At 71.9% G+C, this 16,589-nt stretch carries 11 protein-coding genes; 5 read left to right on the top strand and 6 right to left on the bottom strand.

Features of this window, described 5'->3' with window-relative positions; all coding sequences use genetic code 11:
• The coding region (locus CCS38_RS35650; protein ID WP_372457018.1) for a hypothetical protein at positions 1–168 on the top strand (168 nt) is incomplete at its 5' end.
• Between the two features lie 86 nt (positions 169–254).
• Here CCS38_RS35650 and CCS38_RS07760 read toward each other — a convergent pair.
• The gene (locus CCS38_RS07760) at positions 255–3,332 is read right to left on the bottom strand and encodes an endo-alpha-N-acetylgalactosaminidase family protein (RefSeq protein WP_223732448.1); all 3,078 of its coding nucleotides are present in this window, start codon (positions 3,330–3,332) and stop codon (positions 255–257) included.
• A 176-nt stretch (positions 3,333–3,508) separates the two neighbouring features.
• Positions 3,509–4,315 (bottom strand): S1 family peptidase, encoded by an 807-nt coding sequence (locus CCS38_RS07755; protein ID WP_223732447.1) that lies wholly within the window; start codon positions 4,313–4,315, stop codon positions 3,509–3,511.
• Positions 4,316–4,604: 289 nt separating this feature from the next.
• On the opposite strand from CCS38_RS07755, the gene CCS38_RS07750 reads away from it, so the two are divergent.
• The gene (locus CCS38_RS07750) at positions 4,605–5,507 is read left to right on the top strand and encodes a hypothetical protein (RefSeq protein WP_223732451.1); all 903 of its coding nucleotides are present in this window, start codon (positions 4,605–4,607) and stop codon (positions 5,505–5,507) included.
• Between the two features lie 17 nt (positions 5,508–5,524).
• Here the strand turns inward: CCS38_RS07750 and CCS38_RS07745 are convergent, their stop codons facing one another.
• A complete protein-coding gene (locus tag CCS38_RS07745; RefSeq protein ID WP_223732446.1) occupies positions 5,525–6,268 on the bottom strand; it encodes an MBL fold metallo-hydrolase in 744 nt (247 codons plus the stop codon).
• 119 nt (positions 6,269–6,387) lie between these two features.
• On the opposite strand from CCS38_RS07745, the gene CCS38_RS07740 reads away from it, so the two are divergent.
• Positions 6,388–6,861, top strand: a complete 474-nt coding sequence (locus CCS38_RS07740) for a PPOX class F420-dependent oxidoreductase (RefSeq protein WP_030256327.1) — start codon at positions 6,388–6,390, stop codon at positions 6,859–6,861.
• Positions 6,862–6,991: 130 nt separating this feature from the next.
• On the opposite strand, the gene CCS38_RS07735 is transcribed toward CCS38_RS07740, so the two are convergent.
• The 3 genes from CCS38_RS07735 to CCS38_RS07725 all read right to left on the bottom strand — a co-directional run bounded on the left by CCS38_RS07735 (position 6,992) and on the right by CCS38_RS07725 (position 14,092).
• A complete protein-coding gene (locus tag CCS38_RS07735; RefSeq protein WP_223732445.1) occupies positions 6,992–8,452 on the bottom strand; it encodes a glutamate synthase subunit beta in 1,461 nt (486 codons plus the stop codon).
• On the bottom strand, positions 8,445–12,995 hold the full coding sequence (gene gltB, locus CCS38_RS07730; RefSeq protein ID WP_223732450.1) for a glutamate synthase large subunit: 4,551 nt from the start codon (positions 12,993–12,995) through the stop codon (positions 8,445–8,447). The genes CCS38_RS07735 and gltB overlap by 8 nt, the downstream gene beginning before the upstream one ends.
• A gap of 356 nt (positions 12,996–13,351) precedes the next feature.
• Positions 13,352–14,092, bottom strand: coding sequence for a VIT1/CCC1 transporter family protein (locus CCS38_RS07725; protein WP_263301813.1), 741 nt, complete (start codon positions 14,090–14,092; stop codon positions 13,352–13,354).
• Positions 14,093–14,398: 306 nt separating this feature from the next.
• Here CCS38_RS07725 and CCS38_RS07720 point away from each other — a divergent pair, with 306 nt between their 5' ends.
• Positions 14,399–15,442: an ADP-ribosylglycohydrolase family protein gene (locus tag CCS38_RS07720; protein ID WP_223732444.1), complete on the top strand. Its 1,044-nt coding sequence runs from the start codon at positions 14,399–14,401 to the stop codon at positions 15,440–15,442.
• On the top strand, positions 15,439–16,589 hold a 1,151-nt coding region (locus tag CCS38_RS07715; protein ID WP_223732443.1), incomplete at its 3' end, for an ADP-ribosylglycohydrolase family protein. The genes CCS38_RS07720 and CCS38_RS07715, both read left to right, overlap by 4 nt.

Below are 16,589 nucleotides of genomic sequence, written 5' to 3'. Positions count from 1 at the left end.
GGGCGGTACTGGTCGGCGGGGCCGCAGCGCGCGCTGTACGTACCAGGTCCGTGTCTGCGCGAGGGGCCGAACGAGGTGCTGGTACTGGAACTGGAGGGGACGGAGCAGGGCGCGGAACAGGGAGCGGAACAGGGGACGGAGGCGGGGGTGCCACGGCTGGTGCCGTGAAGCCCGGCTCAGGGCGCCGGTCCGGACCGCGACCCGCGCCGGTCCGGACCGCGGCCCGCTCCGGCCCGGACCGGCGCCCCGGAGCCTCACACCTCCCGTACCTCGAAGCCGTCCAGCACGAACTCCGCCTTCCCGTCGCTCCCGGTCTTGCGCAGGCCCACCCACGCCTCGCCCTTCTCCGGCGCGGTGAATTCGTAGGAGTGGGTGGTGGGTCCGGTGGCGACGGGCAGCGGTTCGCGGCTCAGCTCGCGCGTCCCCGGCTCGTCCACCGCCGTGATCCAGGCGTACTGGTCCGCCTTCTCGTTCTCGTACCGGAAGGTGACCCGGTAGCGGCGCCCCGGTGCGAAGCGCACGGTGTGCGGCACGGTCCGGTAGACCAGTCCGCCGTTCTCGCCGCGCGACTTCAGCGACTGGCCGCCGTCGATCACATCGTCGATGGCCTTGCCGTTCCAGCCGCGCTGGGTGTACGGCGCGTGCCGCTGGGCGATGTGGGTGCGCGGGTCGTTCGCGCCGCCCGCGTCGCCCTTCACGAAGACGCCCCAGCCCTGCGGTACATGCTCGAAGTCCTCGTACGCGAGGGTGCCGGGCTTCTCCGTACGGGCGGCGGCCACCACCCGCACGTTGTCGAAGCGGACGCGTGCCTGTCCGGCCGCCGCCTTCAGGGCCAGCGTCACCGGGCCGCCGCCCTCGGGAACGGTGAAGTGGGTGAACATCCGCTGGAAGCGGGTGCCGTGCTTGCGGTCGGCGGCGACGAAATTGCCGGCCGTGGAGGTCTCGGTCCAGTTGGCGGCGGTGACCCCGTCGGCGGTGCGTACCGCCAGCTCGGCGCGGCGCCGCTCCCCCGCCTTCTCGCCGACCTCGACCTGTACGGATGCCGCGTACGTACCGGGCGCGAGGCGGTCCAGGCGGCGTGCGACGGCCGCCGCGCCGCCCGCGCCGATCACCAGCTCGTAGTCGCCCAGCGCGCTCGCGCGGACCGTCGCCGGGCCGCTGACCTGCCAGCCGTCGAGCGTGCCGGAGTGGAAGCCGGGGTCGGCCAGGCCCGTGCCCTCGCCCCAGCGGGGTGCTTCCTGGGCCTCGGCCCGCTGCTTGCGGACGACATACGGGACACCGGCCGCGGCCTCGATGGTGACCTTGCCGCCGCTGACCGGCAGCCGCTTCTCGTCGGCGCGGCCCTGGTCGGTGAGGCGGTACAGGTACACCGACCCGGTCCAGCCGCGCGGCAGCGTCCAGGTCGTCGTGCCGCCCTTGGGGTTGTAGTGGTAGAGCTTCTGCGGGTCGGTGGCGCGGCGCGGTTCCCACGGCAGCAGGTAGGTGCCGTCGTCGTAGACGAGACGGCCGTCGGTGGTGATCCGCCGCTTGCCGCCGTCGGCGTCGGAGACGGCCGTGCGGGTCGGGCCCTCGAAGGTGATCTCGTGGTCGGTCCAGGTCTTGATCGGGTACGCCTGGAGGTACTTGGCGGGCAGGCTGTCCGTCCAGATCAGCCGGTAGAAGGCGGTCCAGTCGGTCTTGCCGACCCAGCCCTCGAAGTTGCCGGTGCGCGGAATGCCCAGCAGGGTCGGCCACTTGTCGGCGAAGACGTCCTTGTGGTGGTTGCGGACGAAGCGAATGAGCCGGGAGTTGATGCCCCGGGAGGTGTCCGGTCCGTAGTCGACCTCGGTCGCCCAGTGGGACCACAGCGCGGAGCGCTCCAGGCCGTGCCCCCATTCCGTCGTCACCAGCCAGCCCTGGTCGCGCAGGTGGCGCTGGAGCCGGTCGGAGTTCCAGCCGGACTCGCGGAAGACGTCGATGTAGAGCATGTTCAGGGCCGGGCCGGTCTCGTCGCGGAGCTGCTGGAAGCGGGCGGCGATGTCGCCGGAGACCAGGTCGCGGCGGGCGTCGATGCGGTACGACTGGTCGAGCCAGTCCCACTGCTCGTTGTTCTTGTCGACCAGCGTCTCGGAGAAGGCGTTGGCGACGGGGTAGGACTCGGTGGCGTTGACGTGGACGGCGAAGTCGCTGTTCCACTTCTTTCCGGCGCGGACCAGGGTGTTGAGGTCCTTGAGGCCGCCGGCGCGGGTGTTGTGGTTGCCGCCGTAGTCGGGGTGCGCGGAGTCGTGGCCCTCGGACTGGTAGCCCTTGAGGAGGGTGAACTGCCGCAGTCCGTCCGTCGCGAGGGAGATCCGCTTGACGTTGTCGAGGGTGGCGAGGAACGGGTTGGTGGCCTGGCTGGCGAAGTTGAAGGGGATGTGCGGGACGACGCGCAGATGCTGTTCGTCGGCGCCGAGCGGCATGACCATGATGTCGCGCAGCGCGATGGCGGCGTCCTGCCAGTCGACGCGGCCGTCGCCGTTGCGGTCGCGGGTGAGGATCACGGTGGCGTACGGCAGCGGTTCGGTGGCGTCGACGGGGGCGGTGGCCGCGCGGTGGGTCCACTGGCCGCACGCGAGCCGCGCCTCGACGTAACCGTCGCGCTGTACGGTCTGCCGCCAGAGTCGGCCGTTCTCCCAGGTGGTGGCGCCGGACGGCTTGTCGTACACCGTGTTGGTCTCCAGCGCGGCGGCCAGCTTGCCGGTGGCGACCACGGCATACGCGCAGCCCAGGGGCGCCGCGTCGGCGGGTGTGCTGTCCGTGACCTGTACGAGGGTGTCGCCGCTCTTGGCCTTGTCCAGCTCGATGCGGGCCGCGAGGAGCGTCGCGCCGGGCTGGTCGCTGCGGACGCTGAGCAGCGCGAGCGCGGGAATCTGCAGGGTGCCGACGCGCAGCGCGGCGGTGTCGGCGATCTTCGTGACGCGCCAGTGGACCTGCCATCCCTCGACCGCGATCTCCACGCCGATCTCGGTGCCGCCGTCGAAGGCGAGGGTGTAGGCGATGCGGTCGGCGGACGGCCGCGCGGTGACTTTCGGGGTGCGTGCGGTGCCATCGATGACGATCTCGGTGACCGGCTCCGTCTGGCCGTGCAGCACGGCGCCGGTGCCGGTGTCGGTGTACGCGAGGACGCGCGGGAAGGCGGTGTCCACGCGGACCTGGAGCTGCTCGGAGCGGAGCACGGCCTCGCCGGCCCGGGGTGCCGCGTGCGCGGGCGCGGCGCCGAGGGGCAGCGCGGTGCCGAGGGCGGCGAGGGCGGTGCCCGCGACGACGGTCCTGCGGCTGGGCCTGCGCCCGTCACCTGTCGGTTCGTTCACGCGCACTGTCCTCCTTCGCACCGGTACTGGCTGTCGCCGGACAGCGTGCTGCGCGTGCGACGGGTGCGCCCATGGACAAAGGAGGGACAGGTGTTGGACTAACGGGCGGTGCCGCCCCGCACGGCAACGGGGCGGTGCCGCCCGCACGGCAGCACCGCCCCGGCCCGTCGGCGTCCTCAGCCGCCGAGCTCGGACGCGCTCTTCTTGATGTCCGCGGCGAAGGCGCTCACCTCGGTGTACACGCCGGGCTTGCCCGGCCGCGCGCAGCCCTCGCCCCAGCTGACGATGCCGACCTGGGTCCACTCGCCGGCGTCGTCCTTGCGGAACATGGGGCCGCCCGAGTCGCCCTGGCAGGTGTCCACGCCGCCGGTGTCCAGCAGGCCGGCGCAGAGCTCCTCGCCGGGGGTCAGGTCGGCGCCGTACGCCTTCTCGCAGGTGGCGTCGTCGATGAACGGCACCTGGGCCTTGAGCAGGTAGCGCTGCTGCTGGCCGCCCTCCTTGTCGGCGCCCCACCCGGCTATCGTGAAGTCGCCGTTGTTGAGCTTGTCGTTCTCGGCGATCTTCAGGGTGGGGAGGTTCTCGATCGGCTTGGCCAGCTTGATCAGCGCCCAGTCCTTGCCCTTGCCGTCGTAGCCCGGAGCCTGCAGGACCTCGGTGGACTTCACCTTCACGGCGGCGGAGTCCTGGAGGTCCACGACGCCGGCGGTGGCCGTGATCGAGGTGTTCTGGCCGCTGCCGTCCACGCAGTGGGCGGCGGTCAGCACGATGTCCTTGGCGTACAGCGCACCGCCGCAGCCCATCGACAGCCGCACCATGAACGGGAATTCGCCCTGCTCGGCGGGGGTGCCGCCGACGACCGTCGGGCGGTCGCCGCCGTCCCGGGCGGGGGTCGCGGCGCCGGCCGTGCCGGGCTGGAGGCTGACGGCGGCGAGGGCCACGGCGGCGACGGCGGTCGCTCTCTTGATGTGCTTCAGGTAGCTCAACGGGCTTCCTTTCGTGGGGGGTTGCACGTCAATGACGAGCTCATGCCAACACCGGACCCGGTGTCCACCGCCGCGTGGGACAAGAGCCGGCAAAAGAACCGGCGGCAAAAACGGCAGCGCACGAAAAGGCGTCCGGACCCGGTGGGGGCGAGCCCGTAAAGCGCCCTGTGATTATGTGGAACGCGCGACAAGTGTGACAAGAGTGTCCAGCCGCTCAATTCCCTTGCTGGCATGGGCAGTACGTCCCATACCGCCCGGTCCGACCCGCCCGTACAGTGGTCGGGTGGCAGTGGGAGGCACCCGTCCCGGCAGCGAGGTCGTGCACGGCTACCCGCATCTGGAGACGGTCCGGGCGGCCGTGACCGCGCTGTACAAACGGATGTCGTACGACACCGTGCGCACCTTCGAGACCGCCGTACCGCCCGTCGACGCGGCGTTCGGCGACGAGGAGGATCTGCACCTGGGCGTGCAGCGGGTGGCCCGGGCGATGGTGGCGCATCTGCGGCTGCCGGACGCCCGAATGATCGTCTCATTCCGCGGGATGCGGCACGCGGCGCACGTCGAACTGACCGCGGGGCCCGAGTACTTCATCGATCTCAACGACCGCTTCCGCCACCACCGCAGGGACATCGCCGCCGCCCTGGCGCACGAGGTGATGCACATCTACCTGCACCGCCTCGGCCTGTCCTTCCCCGGCACGCACGCCAACGAAATCCTCACCGACACCGCGACCGCCTACCTCGGCGCGGGCTGGCTGCTGCTGGACGCCTACCGCGAGCACGGCACGTCCTCGCAGAAGCTGGGCTACCTCACGCCCGAGGAGTTCGGCTACGTCCTCGCCAAGCGGGCGCTGTTCTTCGGCGAGGACCCGGCGCCGTGGTTCACCAGTCCGCAGGCGTACGACGCCTACCGCGCGGGGCGGCAGCGGGCGCTGGGCGACACCCGGCGGCCGCCGCTGGCCGCCGCGGGCCGGGCCGACCGGTGGCGGTACGCGAGGGACCGGCGCGCCGCGCGGGTGCCGCGCCCCTTCCCCGGCCCGCCGCCGGACGCCGGATACGCCTTCGACGGCCCGGGCCCGCTGCGCGTCTCCTTCCCCTGCCCGGCCTGCCACCAGCGCATCCGGCTGCCCGTACGCGGCCCGCTCCGCGCCCGCTGCGCGCTGTGCCGCACGGAGCTGGAGTGCGACACGTAATCACGACGACAGGGCGGCTACAGCCAGTCGGTCTCGGGCGTGGCGGCCGCCAGCGTGGCCGCCACGTCCTCGGTGACCGGGTCGCCGTGCGGTACGCACACCACCTCGACCCGCTCCAGCGCGGCCAGCCGCCGGAACGACGCGATGGCCTGCTCCCGGTCGACGTTGCCGGGGCCGAGCACCGCCCGGCCCTCCCCGGTGCCGATGATGTCCCCGGGGAAGAGCACCCGGGACTCCGGCAGATGCAGGGCGACGCCGCCGGGGGTGTGGCCGTGGGTGGCGAGGACGTGCACCGGCTCACCCCATCCCGTCAGCTCGTCGCCCTCGTGCAGTTCGATGTCCACCGCGACGGGGCGCTGCTCCGGCATCCCGGCGTCCGCGAAGCCCGCCATGATCCCGTCGAACAGGGTCTGCTCGGCGGCGGTGAAGCGCGGTGGCGGCTCCGGCGCCTCCCCGCGGATGACCGGGGCGTCGGGCGCGCCGGCCAGCACGGTGGCGCCGGTGGCCGCCGCGAGGTCGGCGGCCGAACCGGTGTGGTCGATGTGCGAGTGGGTCAGCACGATCTGCCGGACGTCCTCGGGGCGCCCGCCGAGCCCGTCCAGCGCCGCCAGGACGGCCGGCGCGGAGCCCGGTACACCGGTGTCCACCAGGGCGTACCCGGCACGCGCCGACCGGCCGCCGGGCGGCAGCCGTACGACGTACACATGGCCCACGGGAAAGGGCAGTTGCCATATCGCGGAGGTGAGCTGTCGGGGTCTCATGCGGCGAATCTACGGCGACGGGCCGTCGGCGGCCGGTCGTTCCGCTGTGGGCCGAGCACCGGCCGCAAGGCCCGCGCCGGTGGGCCTTCGAGCGCGCTCCAGCGCCTAGGCTCGCCGGTATGAGCCCTTCCATCGCGACGAACAAGAAGGTCGAACTCCCCGAGCTGCTGGAGTTCGTCCGCCCCCGGCACCGCGCCATCCTGCTCACCCGCCGGTCCGACGGCACCCCGCAGGGCTCGCCGCTGACCTGCGGCGTGGACGACTCGGGCCGGATCGTGATCTCGACGTACCCGGAGCGCGCCAAGGTGCGCAACGCCCGCCGTGCGCCGTCCGTCAGCGTGATCGTCCTCTCCGACGAGTGGAACGGCCCCTGGGTGCAGGTCGACGGCGAGGCCGAGGTCATCGACGCGCCGGACTCGGTCGAGCCGCTGGTGGAGTACTTCCGCAACATCTCCGGCGAGCACCCGGACTGGGACGAGTACCGCGCGGCCATGATCAAGCAGGGCAAGTCCATCATCCGCATCACCCCCCGCCGCTGGGGCCCGATCGCCACGGGCGGCTTCCCGGCCCGGCTGGTGGAGGACGAGGGCTGAACAGCCCGTCCACCGGCGCCGGACGCACGCGCGGCGCCTGCCCTCACCGGTCGGGGAAGGGGCAGGCGCCGCGTTGTTCCGCACTCCGTTGTACGGGACATTCAGGGGTGACGGTGCGTCACATCGTGCGTCACACGGTCAGTGCACGGTCCGTGGGCTTGATCGGAGCGGGCAGGGAGGACGCGCCGGTCAGGAAGCGGTCCACGCCCTTGGCCGCGGAGCGGCCCTCGGCGATGGCCCACACGATCAGCGACTGGCCGCGGCCCGCGTCACCGGCGACGTACACGCCGGGGACGTTGGTGGCGAACTCGGCGTCGCGGGCGATGTTGCCGCGCTCGTCCAGCTCCAGGCCGAACTGCTCGACGAGGCCGTTCTCCTTGTCGGTGCCGGTGAAGCCCATCGCGAGGGTGACCAGCTGAGCGGGGATCTTCCGCTCGGTGCCGGGCTTCTGCTCCAGCTTGCCGTCCTTGAACTCCACCTCGACCAGGTGCAGCCACTGGACGTTGCCGTCCTCGTCGCCCTCGAAGTGGGTGGTGTTGACGGAGTAGATCCGCTCGCCGCCCTCCTCGTGCGCGGAGGTGACCTTGTAGAGCATCGGGAACGTCGGCCAGGGCTGGCCCTCGTTCCGCTCCTCGCCCGGCTTGGGCATGATCTCCAGCTGGGTCACGGAGGCCGCGCCCTGGCGGTGCGCCGTGCCGACGCAGTCCGCACCGGTGTCGCCGCCGCCGATGACCACGACGTGCTTGCCCTCGGCGGAGATCGGGGGCGTGGTGAGGTCGCCCTCCTGGACCTTGTTCGCGAGCGGGAGGTACTCCATCGCGAAGTGGATGCCCTTGAGGTCGCGGCCGGGCACCGGCAGGTCGCGGGAGGTGGTCGAGCCCGCGGCGATCACGACGGCGTCATAGCGACGGCGCAGCTTCGCCGCGTCGATGTCGCGGCCGATCTCCGTCTCGGTGCGGAACTTGGTGCCCTCCGCGCGCATCTGCTCGATGCGGCGGTTGATGTGCCGCTTCTCCATCTTGAACTCGGGGATGCCGTAGCGGAGAAGACCACCGATACGGTCCGCGCGCTCGTAGACGGCGACGGTGTGACCCGCGCGGGTCAGCTGCTGGGCCGCGGCGAGACCCGCCGGGCCCGAGCCGATGACGGCGACGGTCTTGCCGGACAGGCGCTCGGGCGGCTGCGGGGTGACGTCCCCGTTGTCCCACGCCTTGTCGATGATGGAGACCTCGACGTTCTTGATGGTCACCGGCGGCTGGTTGATGCCCAGCACGCAGGCGGCCTCGCACGGCGCGGGGCAGAGGCGACCGGTGAACTCCGGGAAGTTGTTGGTCGCGTGCAGCCGCTCGCTCGCGGCCTCCCAGTCGTTGCGGTACGCGTAGTCGTTCCACTCGGGGATGAGGTTCCCCAGCGGACAGCCGTTGTGGCAGAACGGGATGCCGCAGTCCATGCAGCGCGACGCCTGCTTGCTGATGATCGGCAGCAGGGAGCCGGGCCGGTAGACCTCGTTCCAGTCCTTGACCCGCTCCTCGACGGGACGGGTCTGCGCGACCTCGCGGTCGTGGTTCAGGAAGCCCTTGGGGTCAGCCATTGGTCGCCGCCTCCATCATCTTCTCGTGGGTCGCGGACTCGGAGAGTCCGGCCTGCTCAGCGGCGTCCTTGGCGGCGAGCACTGCCTTGTACGTGGGCGGGATGACCTTGCTGAAGCGCGCGGCCGCGGCATCCCAGTCGGCGAGGAGCTTCTCGGCGACGGTCGAGCCGGTCTCCTCCTGGTGGCGACGCACCACGTCGTGCAGCCACTGCTTGTCGGTCTCGTCCAGCGTGTCGTGCACCGCGGAGACGAGCTCCTTGTTGACGTTGGCCTTGTCCAGGTCGATGACGTAGGCGAAACCGCCGGACATGCCGGCCGCGAAGTTGCGGCCCGTCTCGCCGAGCACGACCGCGTTGCCGCCGGTCATGTACTCGCAGCCGTGGTCGCCCACGCCCTCGGAGACCACCGTGGCACCGGAGTTGCGGACGCAGAAGCGCTCGCCGACCCGGCCGCGGAGGTAGAGCTCGCCGCCGGTCGCGCCGTAGGCGAGGGTGTTGCCCGCGATGGTGGAGTACTCGGCCAGGTGGTCGGCGCCGCGGTCCGGGCGGACGATCACGCGGCCGCCGGAGAGGCCCTTGCCGACGTAGTCGTTGGCGTCGCCCTCCAGGCGGAGGGTGACACCCTTCGGCAGGAACGCGCCGAAGGACTGGCCGGCCGAGCCGGTGAAGGTGATGTCGATGGTGTCGTCGGGCAGGCCCGCGCCACCGAACTTCTTCGTCACCTCGTGGCCCAGCATGGTGCCGACCGTGCGGTTGATGTTGCGGATGGCGACCTGCGCCCGTACGGGCTGGGCCTGCTCCGCGGTGTCCGCGGCGAGCGCGTCGGCCGCCAGCTTGATGAGCTGGTTGTCCAGCGCCTTCTCCAGGCCGTGGTCCTGCACGGTGATCTGGTGGCGGACGGCGCCCTCGGGCAGCTCGGGCACGTGCAGCAGCGGGGCCAGGTCCAGGCCCTGCGCCTTCCAGTGGTTCACGGCCTGGGTGGTGTCCAGCAGCTCGGCGTGGCCGACGGCCTCCTCCAGCGTGCGGAAGCCCAGCTCGGCGAGGAGCTCACGGACCTCCTCGGCGATGAACTGGAAGAAGTTGACGATGTACTCGGCCTTGCCGGTGAACCGTTCGCGCAGCGTCGGGTTCTGCGTGGCGATGCCGACCGGGCAGGTGTCCAGGTGGCAGACGCGCATCATGACGCAGCCGGAGACCACCAGCGGGGCGGTCGCGAAGCCGTACTCCTCGGCACCCAGCAGGGCGGCGATGACCACGTCGCGGCCGGTCTTCAGCTGGCCGTCGGTCTGCACGACGATGCGGTCGCGCAGGCCGTTGAGCAGCAGCGTCTGCTGGGTCTCGGCGAGGCCGAGCTCCCAGGGGCCACCGGCGTGCTTCAGCGAGGTGAGCGGCGAGGCGCCCGTACCGCCGTCGTGGCCGGAGATCAGGACCACGTCCGCGTGTGCCTTGGAGACACCCGCGGCGACCGTGCCGACGCCGACCTCGGAGACCAGCTTCACGTGGATGCGGGCCTGCGGGTTGGCGTTCTTGAGGTCGTGGATCAGCTGAGCCAGGTCCTCGATGGAGTAGATGTCGTGGTGCGGCGGCGGGGAGATCAGGCCCACGCCCGGCGTCGAGTGACGCGTCTTGGCGACCCACGGGTAGACCTTGTGGCCGGGCAGCTGACCGCCCTCACCGGGCTTGGCGCCCTGGGCCATCTTGATCTGGATGTCGTCGGAGTTGACGAGGTACTCGCTGGTCACACCGAAGCGGCCGGACGCGACCTGCTTGATGGACGAGCGGCGCGCCGGGTCGTACAGGCGCTCCGGGTCCTCGCCGCCCTCACCGGTGTTGGACTTGCCGCCCAGCTGGTTCATGGCGATGGCGAGGGTCTCGTGCGCCTCCTGCGAGATGGAGCCGTACGACATGGCGCCGGTGGAGAACCGCTTGACGATCTCGCTGACCGGCTCGACCTCCTCGATCGGGATCGAGGGGCGGTCCGACTTGAAGCCGAACAGGCCACGCAGCGTCATCAGGCGCTCGGACTGCTCGTTGACCCGCTCGGTGTACTTCTTGAAGATGTCGTACCGGCCCGAGCGCGCGGAGTGCTGCAGGCGGAAGACGGTCTCCGGGTCGAACAGGTGCGGCTCGCCCTCGCGGCGCCACTGGTACTCGCCGCCGATGTCCAGCGCGCGGTGCGCCGGGGCGATGCCGGAGGCCGGGTACGCCTTGGCGTGCCGCTGGGCGACCTCCTTGGCGATGACGTCCAGGCCCGCGCCGCCGATCTTGGTGGCGGTGCCGTGGAAGTAGGTGTCGACGAAGTCCTCGTCCAGGCCGACGGCCTCGAAGACCTGCGCGCCGCGGTAGGAGGCGACGGTGGAGATGCCCATCTTGGACATGACCTTCAGGACGCCCTTGCCGAGCGCCTTGATCAGGTTCTTGATGGCGGTCTCGGCCTCGACGCCGGGCAGGAAGGTGCCGTCGCGGACCAGGTCCTCGACGGACTCCATGGCCAGGTACGGGTTGACCGCGGCGGCGCCGTAGCCGATCAGCAGCGCGACGTGGTGCACCTCGCGGACGTCACCGGCCTCGACGAGCAGACCCACCTGGGTGCGCTGCTTCGTACGGATGAGGTGGTGGTGGACGGCCGAGGTGAGCAGCAGCGACGGGATCGGCGCGTGCTCGGCGTCGGAGTGCCGGTCGGACAGCACGATCAGGCGCGCGCCGTCCTCGATGGCGGCCTCGGCCTCGGCGCAGATCTCCGCGATGCGGGCGGCGAGGGCGTCGCCGCCGCCGTGCACGCGGTACAGGCCGGAGAGGGTGACGGCCGTCATCCCCGGCATGTCGCCGTCGGCGTTGATGTGGATGAGCTTGGCCAGCTCATCGTTGTCGATCACCGGGAAGGGCAGGGTGACGCTGCGGCAGGAGGCCGCGGTCGGCTCCAGGAGGTTGCCCTGCGGGCCCAGCGAGGAGATCAGCGAGGTGACCAGCTCCTCGCGGATGGCGTCCAGCGGCGGGTTGGTGACCTGCGCGAACAGCTGGGTGAAGTAGTCGAAGAGCAGCCGGGGACGCTCGGAGAGCGCGGCGATCGGCGAGTCCGTACCCATCGAACCGATGGGCTCGGCACCGGCCTTGGCCATCGGCGCGAGGAGGACGCGCAGCTCCTCCTCGGTGTAGCCGAAGGTCTGCTGGCGGCGGGTGACCGAGGCGTGGGTGTGCACGATGTGCTCGCGCTCGGGGAGGTCCTCGAGCTCGATCTCGCCGGCCTCCAGCCACTCCGCGTACGGGTGCTCGGCGGCGAGGGCGCCCTTGATCTCGTCGTCCTCGACGATGCGGTGCTCGGCGGTGTCCACGAGGAACATCCGGCCGGGCTGCAGGCGGCCCTTGCGGACGACCTTGGCGGGGTCGATGTCCAGGACGCCGACCTCGGAGGAGAGCACGACGAGGCCGTCGTCGGTGACCCAGTAACGGCCGGGGCGCAGGCCGTTGCGGTCCAGGACCGCGCCGACCTGGGTGCCGTCGGTGAAGGTGACGCAGGCCGGGCCGTCCCAGGGCTCCATCATCGTGGAGTGGTACTGGTAGAAGGCGCGCCGGGCCGGGTCCATGGAGGGGCTGTTCTCCCACGCCTCCGGGACCATCATCAGCACGGAGTGCGGCAGCGAACGGCCGCCGAGGTGGAGCAGCTCCAGTACCTCGTCGAAGGACGCGGAGTCGGAGGCGTCCGGCGTACAGACGGGGAACAGCCGGTCCAGCGTCTCGGTGGCCTCGCCGAAGAGCTTGCTGGCGAGCTGGGACTCGCGGGCGCGCATCCAGTTGCGGTTGCCCTTGACCGTGTTGATCTCGCCGTTGTGCGCGACGAAGCGGTACGGGTGGGCCAGCGGCCAGCTCGGGAAGGTGTTGGTGGAGAACCGCGAGTGGACCAGCGCGATGGCGGTCGCGAAGCGGCGGTCGGACAGGTCCGGGAAGAACGGCTCCAGCTGTCCGGTGGTCAGCATGCCCTTGTACACGATCGTGCGCGCGGACAGCGACGGGAAGTACACGCCGGCCTCGCGCTCGGCGCGCTTGCGCAGCGCGAACGCCTTGCGGTCCAGCGCCAGCCCGGTGTTCTCACCGTCGGCGACGAACAGCTGGGAGAAGGCGGGCATGGTGGCGCGGGCGCCATTGCCGAGCAGCTGCGGGGCGACGGGCACGACGCGCCAGCCGAGGACGTTCAGGCCCTCTTCGGACGCGATCGTCTCGATCTTCGAGACGGCGGCGGCCGCGTCCTCGGCGTCCGCGGGGAGGAAGGCGATGCCCGCGGCGTACGCGCCGGCCTCGGGGAGCTCGAAGGTGACGTTCTCGCGGAGGAAGGCGTCGGGGATCTGGAGCAGGATGCCCGCACCGTCGCCGGAGTCGGGCTCGGAGCCGGTGGCGCCGCGGTGTTCGAGGTTCCGCAGGACGGTCAGCGCCTGTTCGACCAGTGCGTGGCTCGCCTCGCCGGTGAGGGTCGCGACAAAGCCGACGCCGCAGGCGTCGTGCTCGTTACGCGGGTCGTACATCCCCTGCTGGGCGGGGCGCCCGTCCATGGGCGACCAGGCGGCGCTGGTAGCGCTGCCGGTGGTCGCGGAGTGCGTGGACGCGGAACGCATCGGCTCTCCCAACGTCGTCGTGGCATGTGCAGTGCCGAGGGACGACGTTGGCCCTCCGCGAAATTTTGCGTGCAGGTTACAGGATGACCCCGATCTCGTGAATCGGATAGGGGCTTCCAACATGCGGACACCGCTCATGGCGGTGGATCAAGAACGCGATGGGACAGATCATCGTCCGACAGCGCGGGTCACCGTGAAGCGACGTTGCCTCCGGCGCCAGAGCCTTATGCCCGCTGTACCAAAACTGAAACCGCTAGGTAACAGGTTAATTATGCGTCTGCACGCATAGGGCGTCACCCTACGGCGGTTCCGAACAGTGCGCCCAGGACGTACGTCACACCCGCGGCGGCGCCGCCGAGGGCCAGTTGACGCAGTCCGCTGTACCACCAGGACCGTGCCGTCACCCGTGCAACAACCGCACCGCAAGCAAAAAGTCCCAGCAGCGCGAGCAGCACGGCGGGCCACAGCGCGGAGGCGCCCAGCAGGTACGGCAGGACCGGCAGCAGCGCGCCCAGCGCGAAGGAGCCGAAGGAGGACGCGGCGGCGACCAGCGGCGAGGGCAGGTCGGACGGGTCCACGCCCAGCTCCTCGCGGGCGTGGATCTCCAGCGCCTGCTCCGGGTCCTTGGAGAGCTGCGCGGCCACCTCGCGGGCGAGCCTCGGCTCCACCCCGCGCGACTCGTACAGCGCGGCCAGCTCCGCCTGCTCGTCCTTGGGGTGTTTACGCAGCTCACGCCGCTCTATGTCCAGCTCGGCCTGGACCAGCTCGCGCTGCGAGGCGACCGAGGTGTATTCGCCCGCGGCCATCGAGAAGGCACCGGCGGCCAGCCCGGCCAGGCCCGTGATGACGATCGTCTGCTGCGACACCGAGCCGCCGGCCACCCCCGTCATCAGGGCGAGGTTCGACACCAGCCCGTCCATGGCGCCGAAGACCGCCGGCCGCAGCCAGCCGCCGTTCACGTCACGGTGCGTGTGGTTGTCACGGTGGGCAACATGCGTCGGAGCCGACGCGTCCATGACATCAATGACGGACATAGGGACCTCTCCCTCCCTCGCGAGGTGTGGGCCGATGAGCGGCACTTCCCCCTGCAACACCCTCGAAGTTAGGCGCCTCACACCCCTTCGCGCTAGCAAGGAAGGCCGTACTTACCGCTCTGACCTGCGGCTTTACCGAAGCCCTCGCTGTGAGATCTGGATCACGTCAACGCTTTCGCGACCCGCGGGATACGGCCATCAAGACATCGCTCCGATCCGGCGTGATGTCCCCCTATTCGCGGCAAACCGGCCCTACCATCCCTCAGACGCGTACGCATCCGGACCGGCCGGCGGAAGGGCACGCACATGAGCACACCGCACGCCCCCTCACCCGTCCCGGTCACCCCGGGTGACCAGCCCGCCGATCTGCGGGACCGGGGCCGCGGCGCGCTGCTGGGCCTCGCCGTGGGCGACGCGCTCGGCGCGCCCGCGGAGAACATGAAGCCCTCGCAGATCCGCCGCCGCTGGGGCCGCATCGAAGGCTTCGTCGCCGACGACCCGGCCGGCACCGACGACACCGAATACGCCATCTTCTCCGGCCTGCTGCTGGCCGAACACGGCTCGGCGCTCACCGTGGCGCACGTCGAGGCCGCCTGGCACCAGTGGATCGCCGACCTGGACGAGGGCCCCTTCCGCGGCGCAGGGTTCAGCGAACGCGGCACCCTGGAGAACCTCCGCCGGGGCCTCGCCGCACCGATTTCCGCCCAGCACCGGCATGCCTGGAGCGACGGACTGGCGATGCGGGCCGCGCCCTTCGGCGTACACGCGGCGGGCCGGCCCGCCGAGGCCGCCCGGCTGGTCGCGGTGGACGGCACGGTCAGCCACGACGGCGAGGGCATCTACGGCGGACAGGCGGTGGCCGCCGGGGTCGCGGCCGCGATGGTCGCCCGGACCACCGACGCGGTCATCGCCGCCGCGCTCTCCGTCGTCCCCGAAGACTCCTGGACGGCGCGCTCGCTGCGCCGCGCGGTCGCCGCCGCCCAGCGCTCCCGGCTGGACCCCGGCATCACCCGCCTCGGTACCGAACGCGCCGTACGGTCCGCCGTCGTCATCGGCGGCTATCCCTGGACCGACCTGGCGCCCGAAGCGGTCGGGCTGGCCTTCGGCGCGTTCGCCGCCGCGGCCGGCGACTTCCCCGCCTCGGTCCTCACCGCCGTCAACATGGGCCGCGACGCCGACACCACGGCGGCGGTCGCCGGCGCCCTGTCCGGAGCGCTGGGCGGCTTCGCCGCCGTACCCACGGAATGGGCCGAGGTGATCGGCCCGGTACGAGGCAGCTGCCTCCCCTCGATGGCGGGCTACCACGTCCTGGACATCGCCGACCTCCTCACCCCGGAGCCACCGGCATGACCGCCACAGCGGGCCCTTCCGCCACAGCTGCGAGCCCCTCCGCCGCAGCTGCGGGCAGTCGTGCCGCCACCGCCTCTCCCACCCCCGCTGCGGGCAGTCGTGCCGCTGGGGCGGCACGGGTGGGCGCAGCGGCACCTCTACCGGCGAGCAGCCGAACCCCCTATCCCCCACCCACCGGCACCCGCATCGAGGGCCTGCTCCTAGGACTCGCCGCAGGAGACGCCGCCGGCTGGCCGGCCAGCCGGCACCGCGCCGCCCGCATGCCCGAATGGACCCGTCGCCTCACCCGCGAACTCGACACCTTCGCCGAGCAGAACGCCACCACCACGCTCCCCGTCCCCATCGCCCTCAACCAGCCCCCGGAACCGCTCCGCCTGGGCCCCTCCGACGACGCCGAGTGGGCCGCCTTCACCGCCGGCTCCGTGCTCACCGCGGCCGGTGCGTTCCTCTCCGACCTCGGCCGGGACCGCCGGATGCGGGCCGCCCTCGACCTGGCCTGGAACGCGCTGGCCTGCGAGGTCGCGGCCGCCGCCGACCGGGCTCCGGAGGTGGAGTCGGCCGTGCTGCCGCTGCGCGCCCGGATCTCCGTACGCGCCGGGCTCGGCAACCTCGCCGCCGGGCTCCGCCCGCCCGCCACCGGCCACGACAACCCGCACTTCTTCGACGACGCGGCCTGCGTACGCGCCGCCGTACTGGCCGTCGTCCACCCCGGCGACCCGGAAGCCGCCGCCGGGCTCGCCGAGTTCGACGCCCGGTACACCCAGGACGGCGACGGCGTGCACGGCGCCCGCGCGATGGCCGCCGCGGTCGCCGCCGCGCTCGGCGGTGCCGACGTGGCCGCCTGCGTCGAAGCCGCCCTCGCCCAGCTCCCCGAGGGCACCGAGATCCGCCGCAACGCCCTGCACGCCGTACGGCTGGCCGAGGCCACCGCCGACGGCCGCCCCGGCGCCGCCTTCGCGCTGGTCCCCACCCTGGAACACGAGATCGTCGACCACGTCTACAGCTACGGCATCGCCGCCGCCGAGACCGTGCCGGTCGCCCTCGCGCTGGCCCTCGCGGGCGGCGGCCGGACCGCCGAGGCGGTGCCCGCGGCGGCCTGCCTCTCCCGCGTCGCCGACTCCGCGCCCGCCCTCGCCGGCGCCCTGAC

Source organism: Streptomyces purpurogeneiscleroticus (assembly GCF_020024005.1).
GTDB lineage: Bacteria > Actinomycetota > Actinomycetes > Streptomycetales > Streptomycetaceae > Streptomyces > Streptomyces purpurogeneiscleroticus.
The sequence above is the reverse complement of the archived record's forward strand: the minus strand, read 5'-3'. Positions and strand labels throughout refer to the sequence as shown.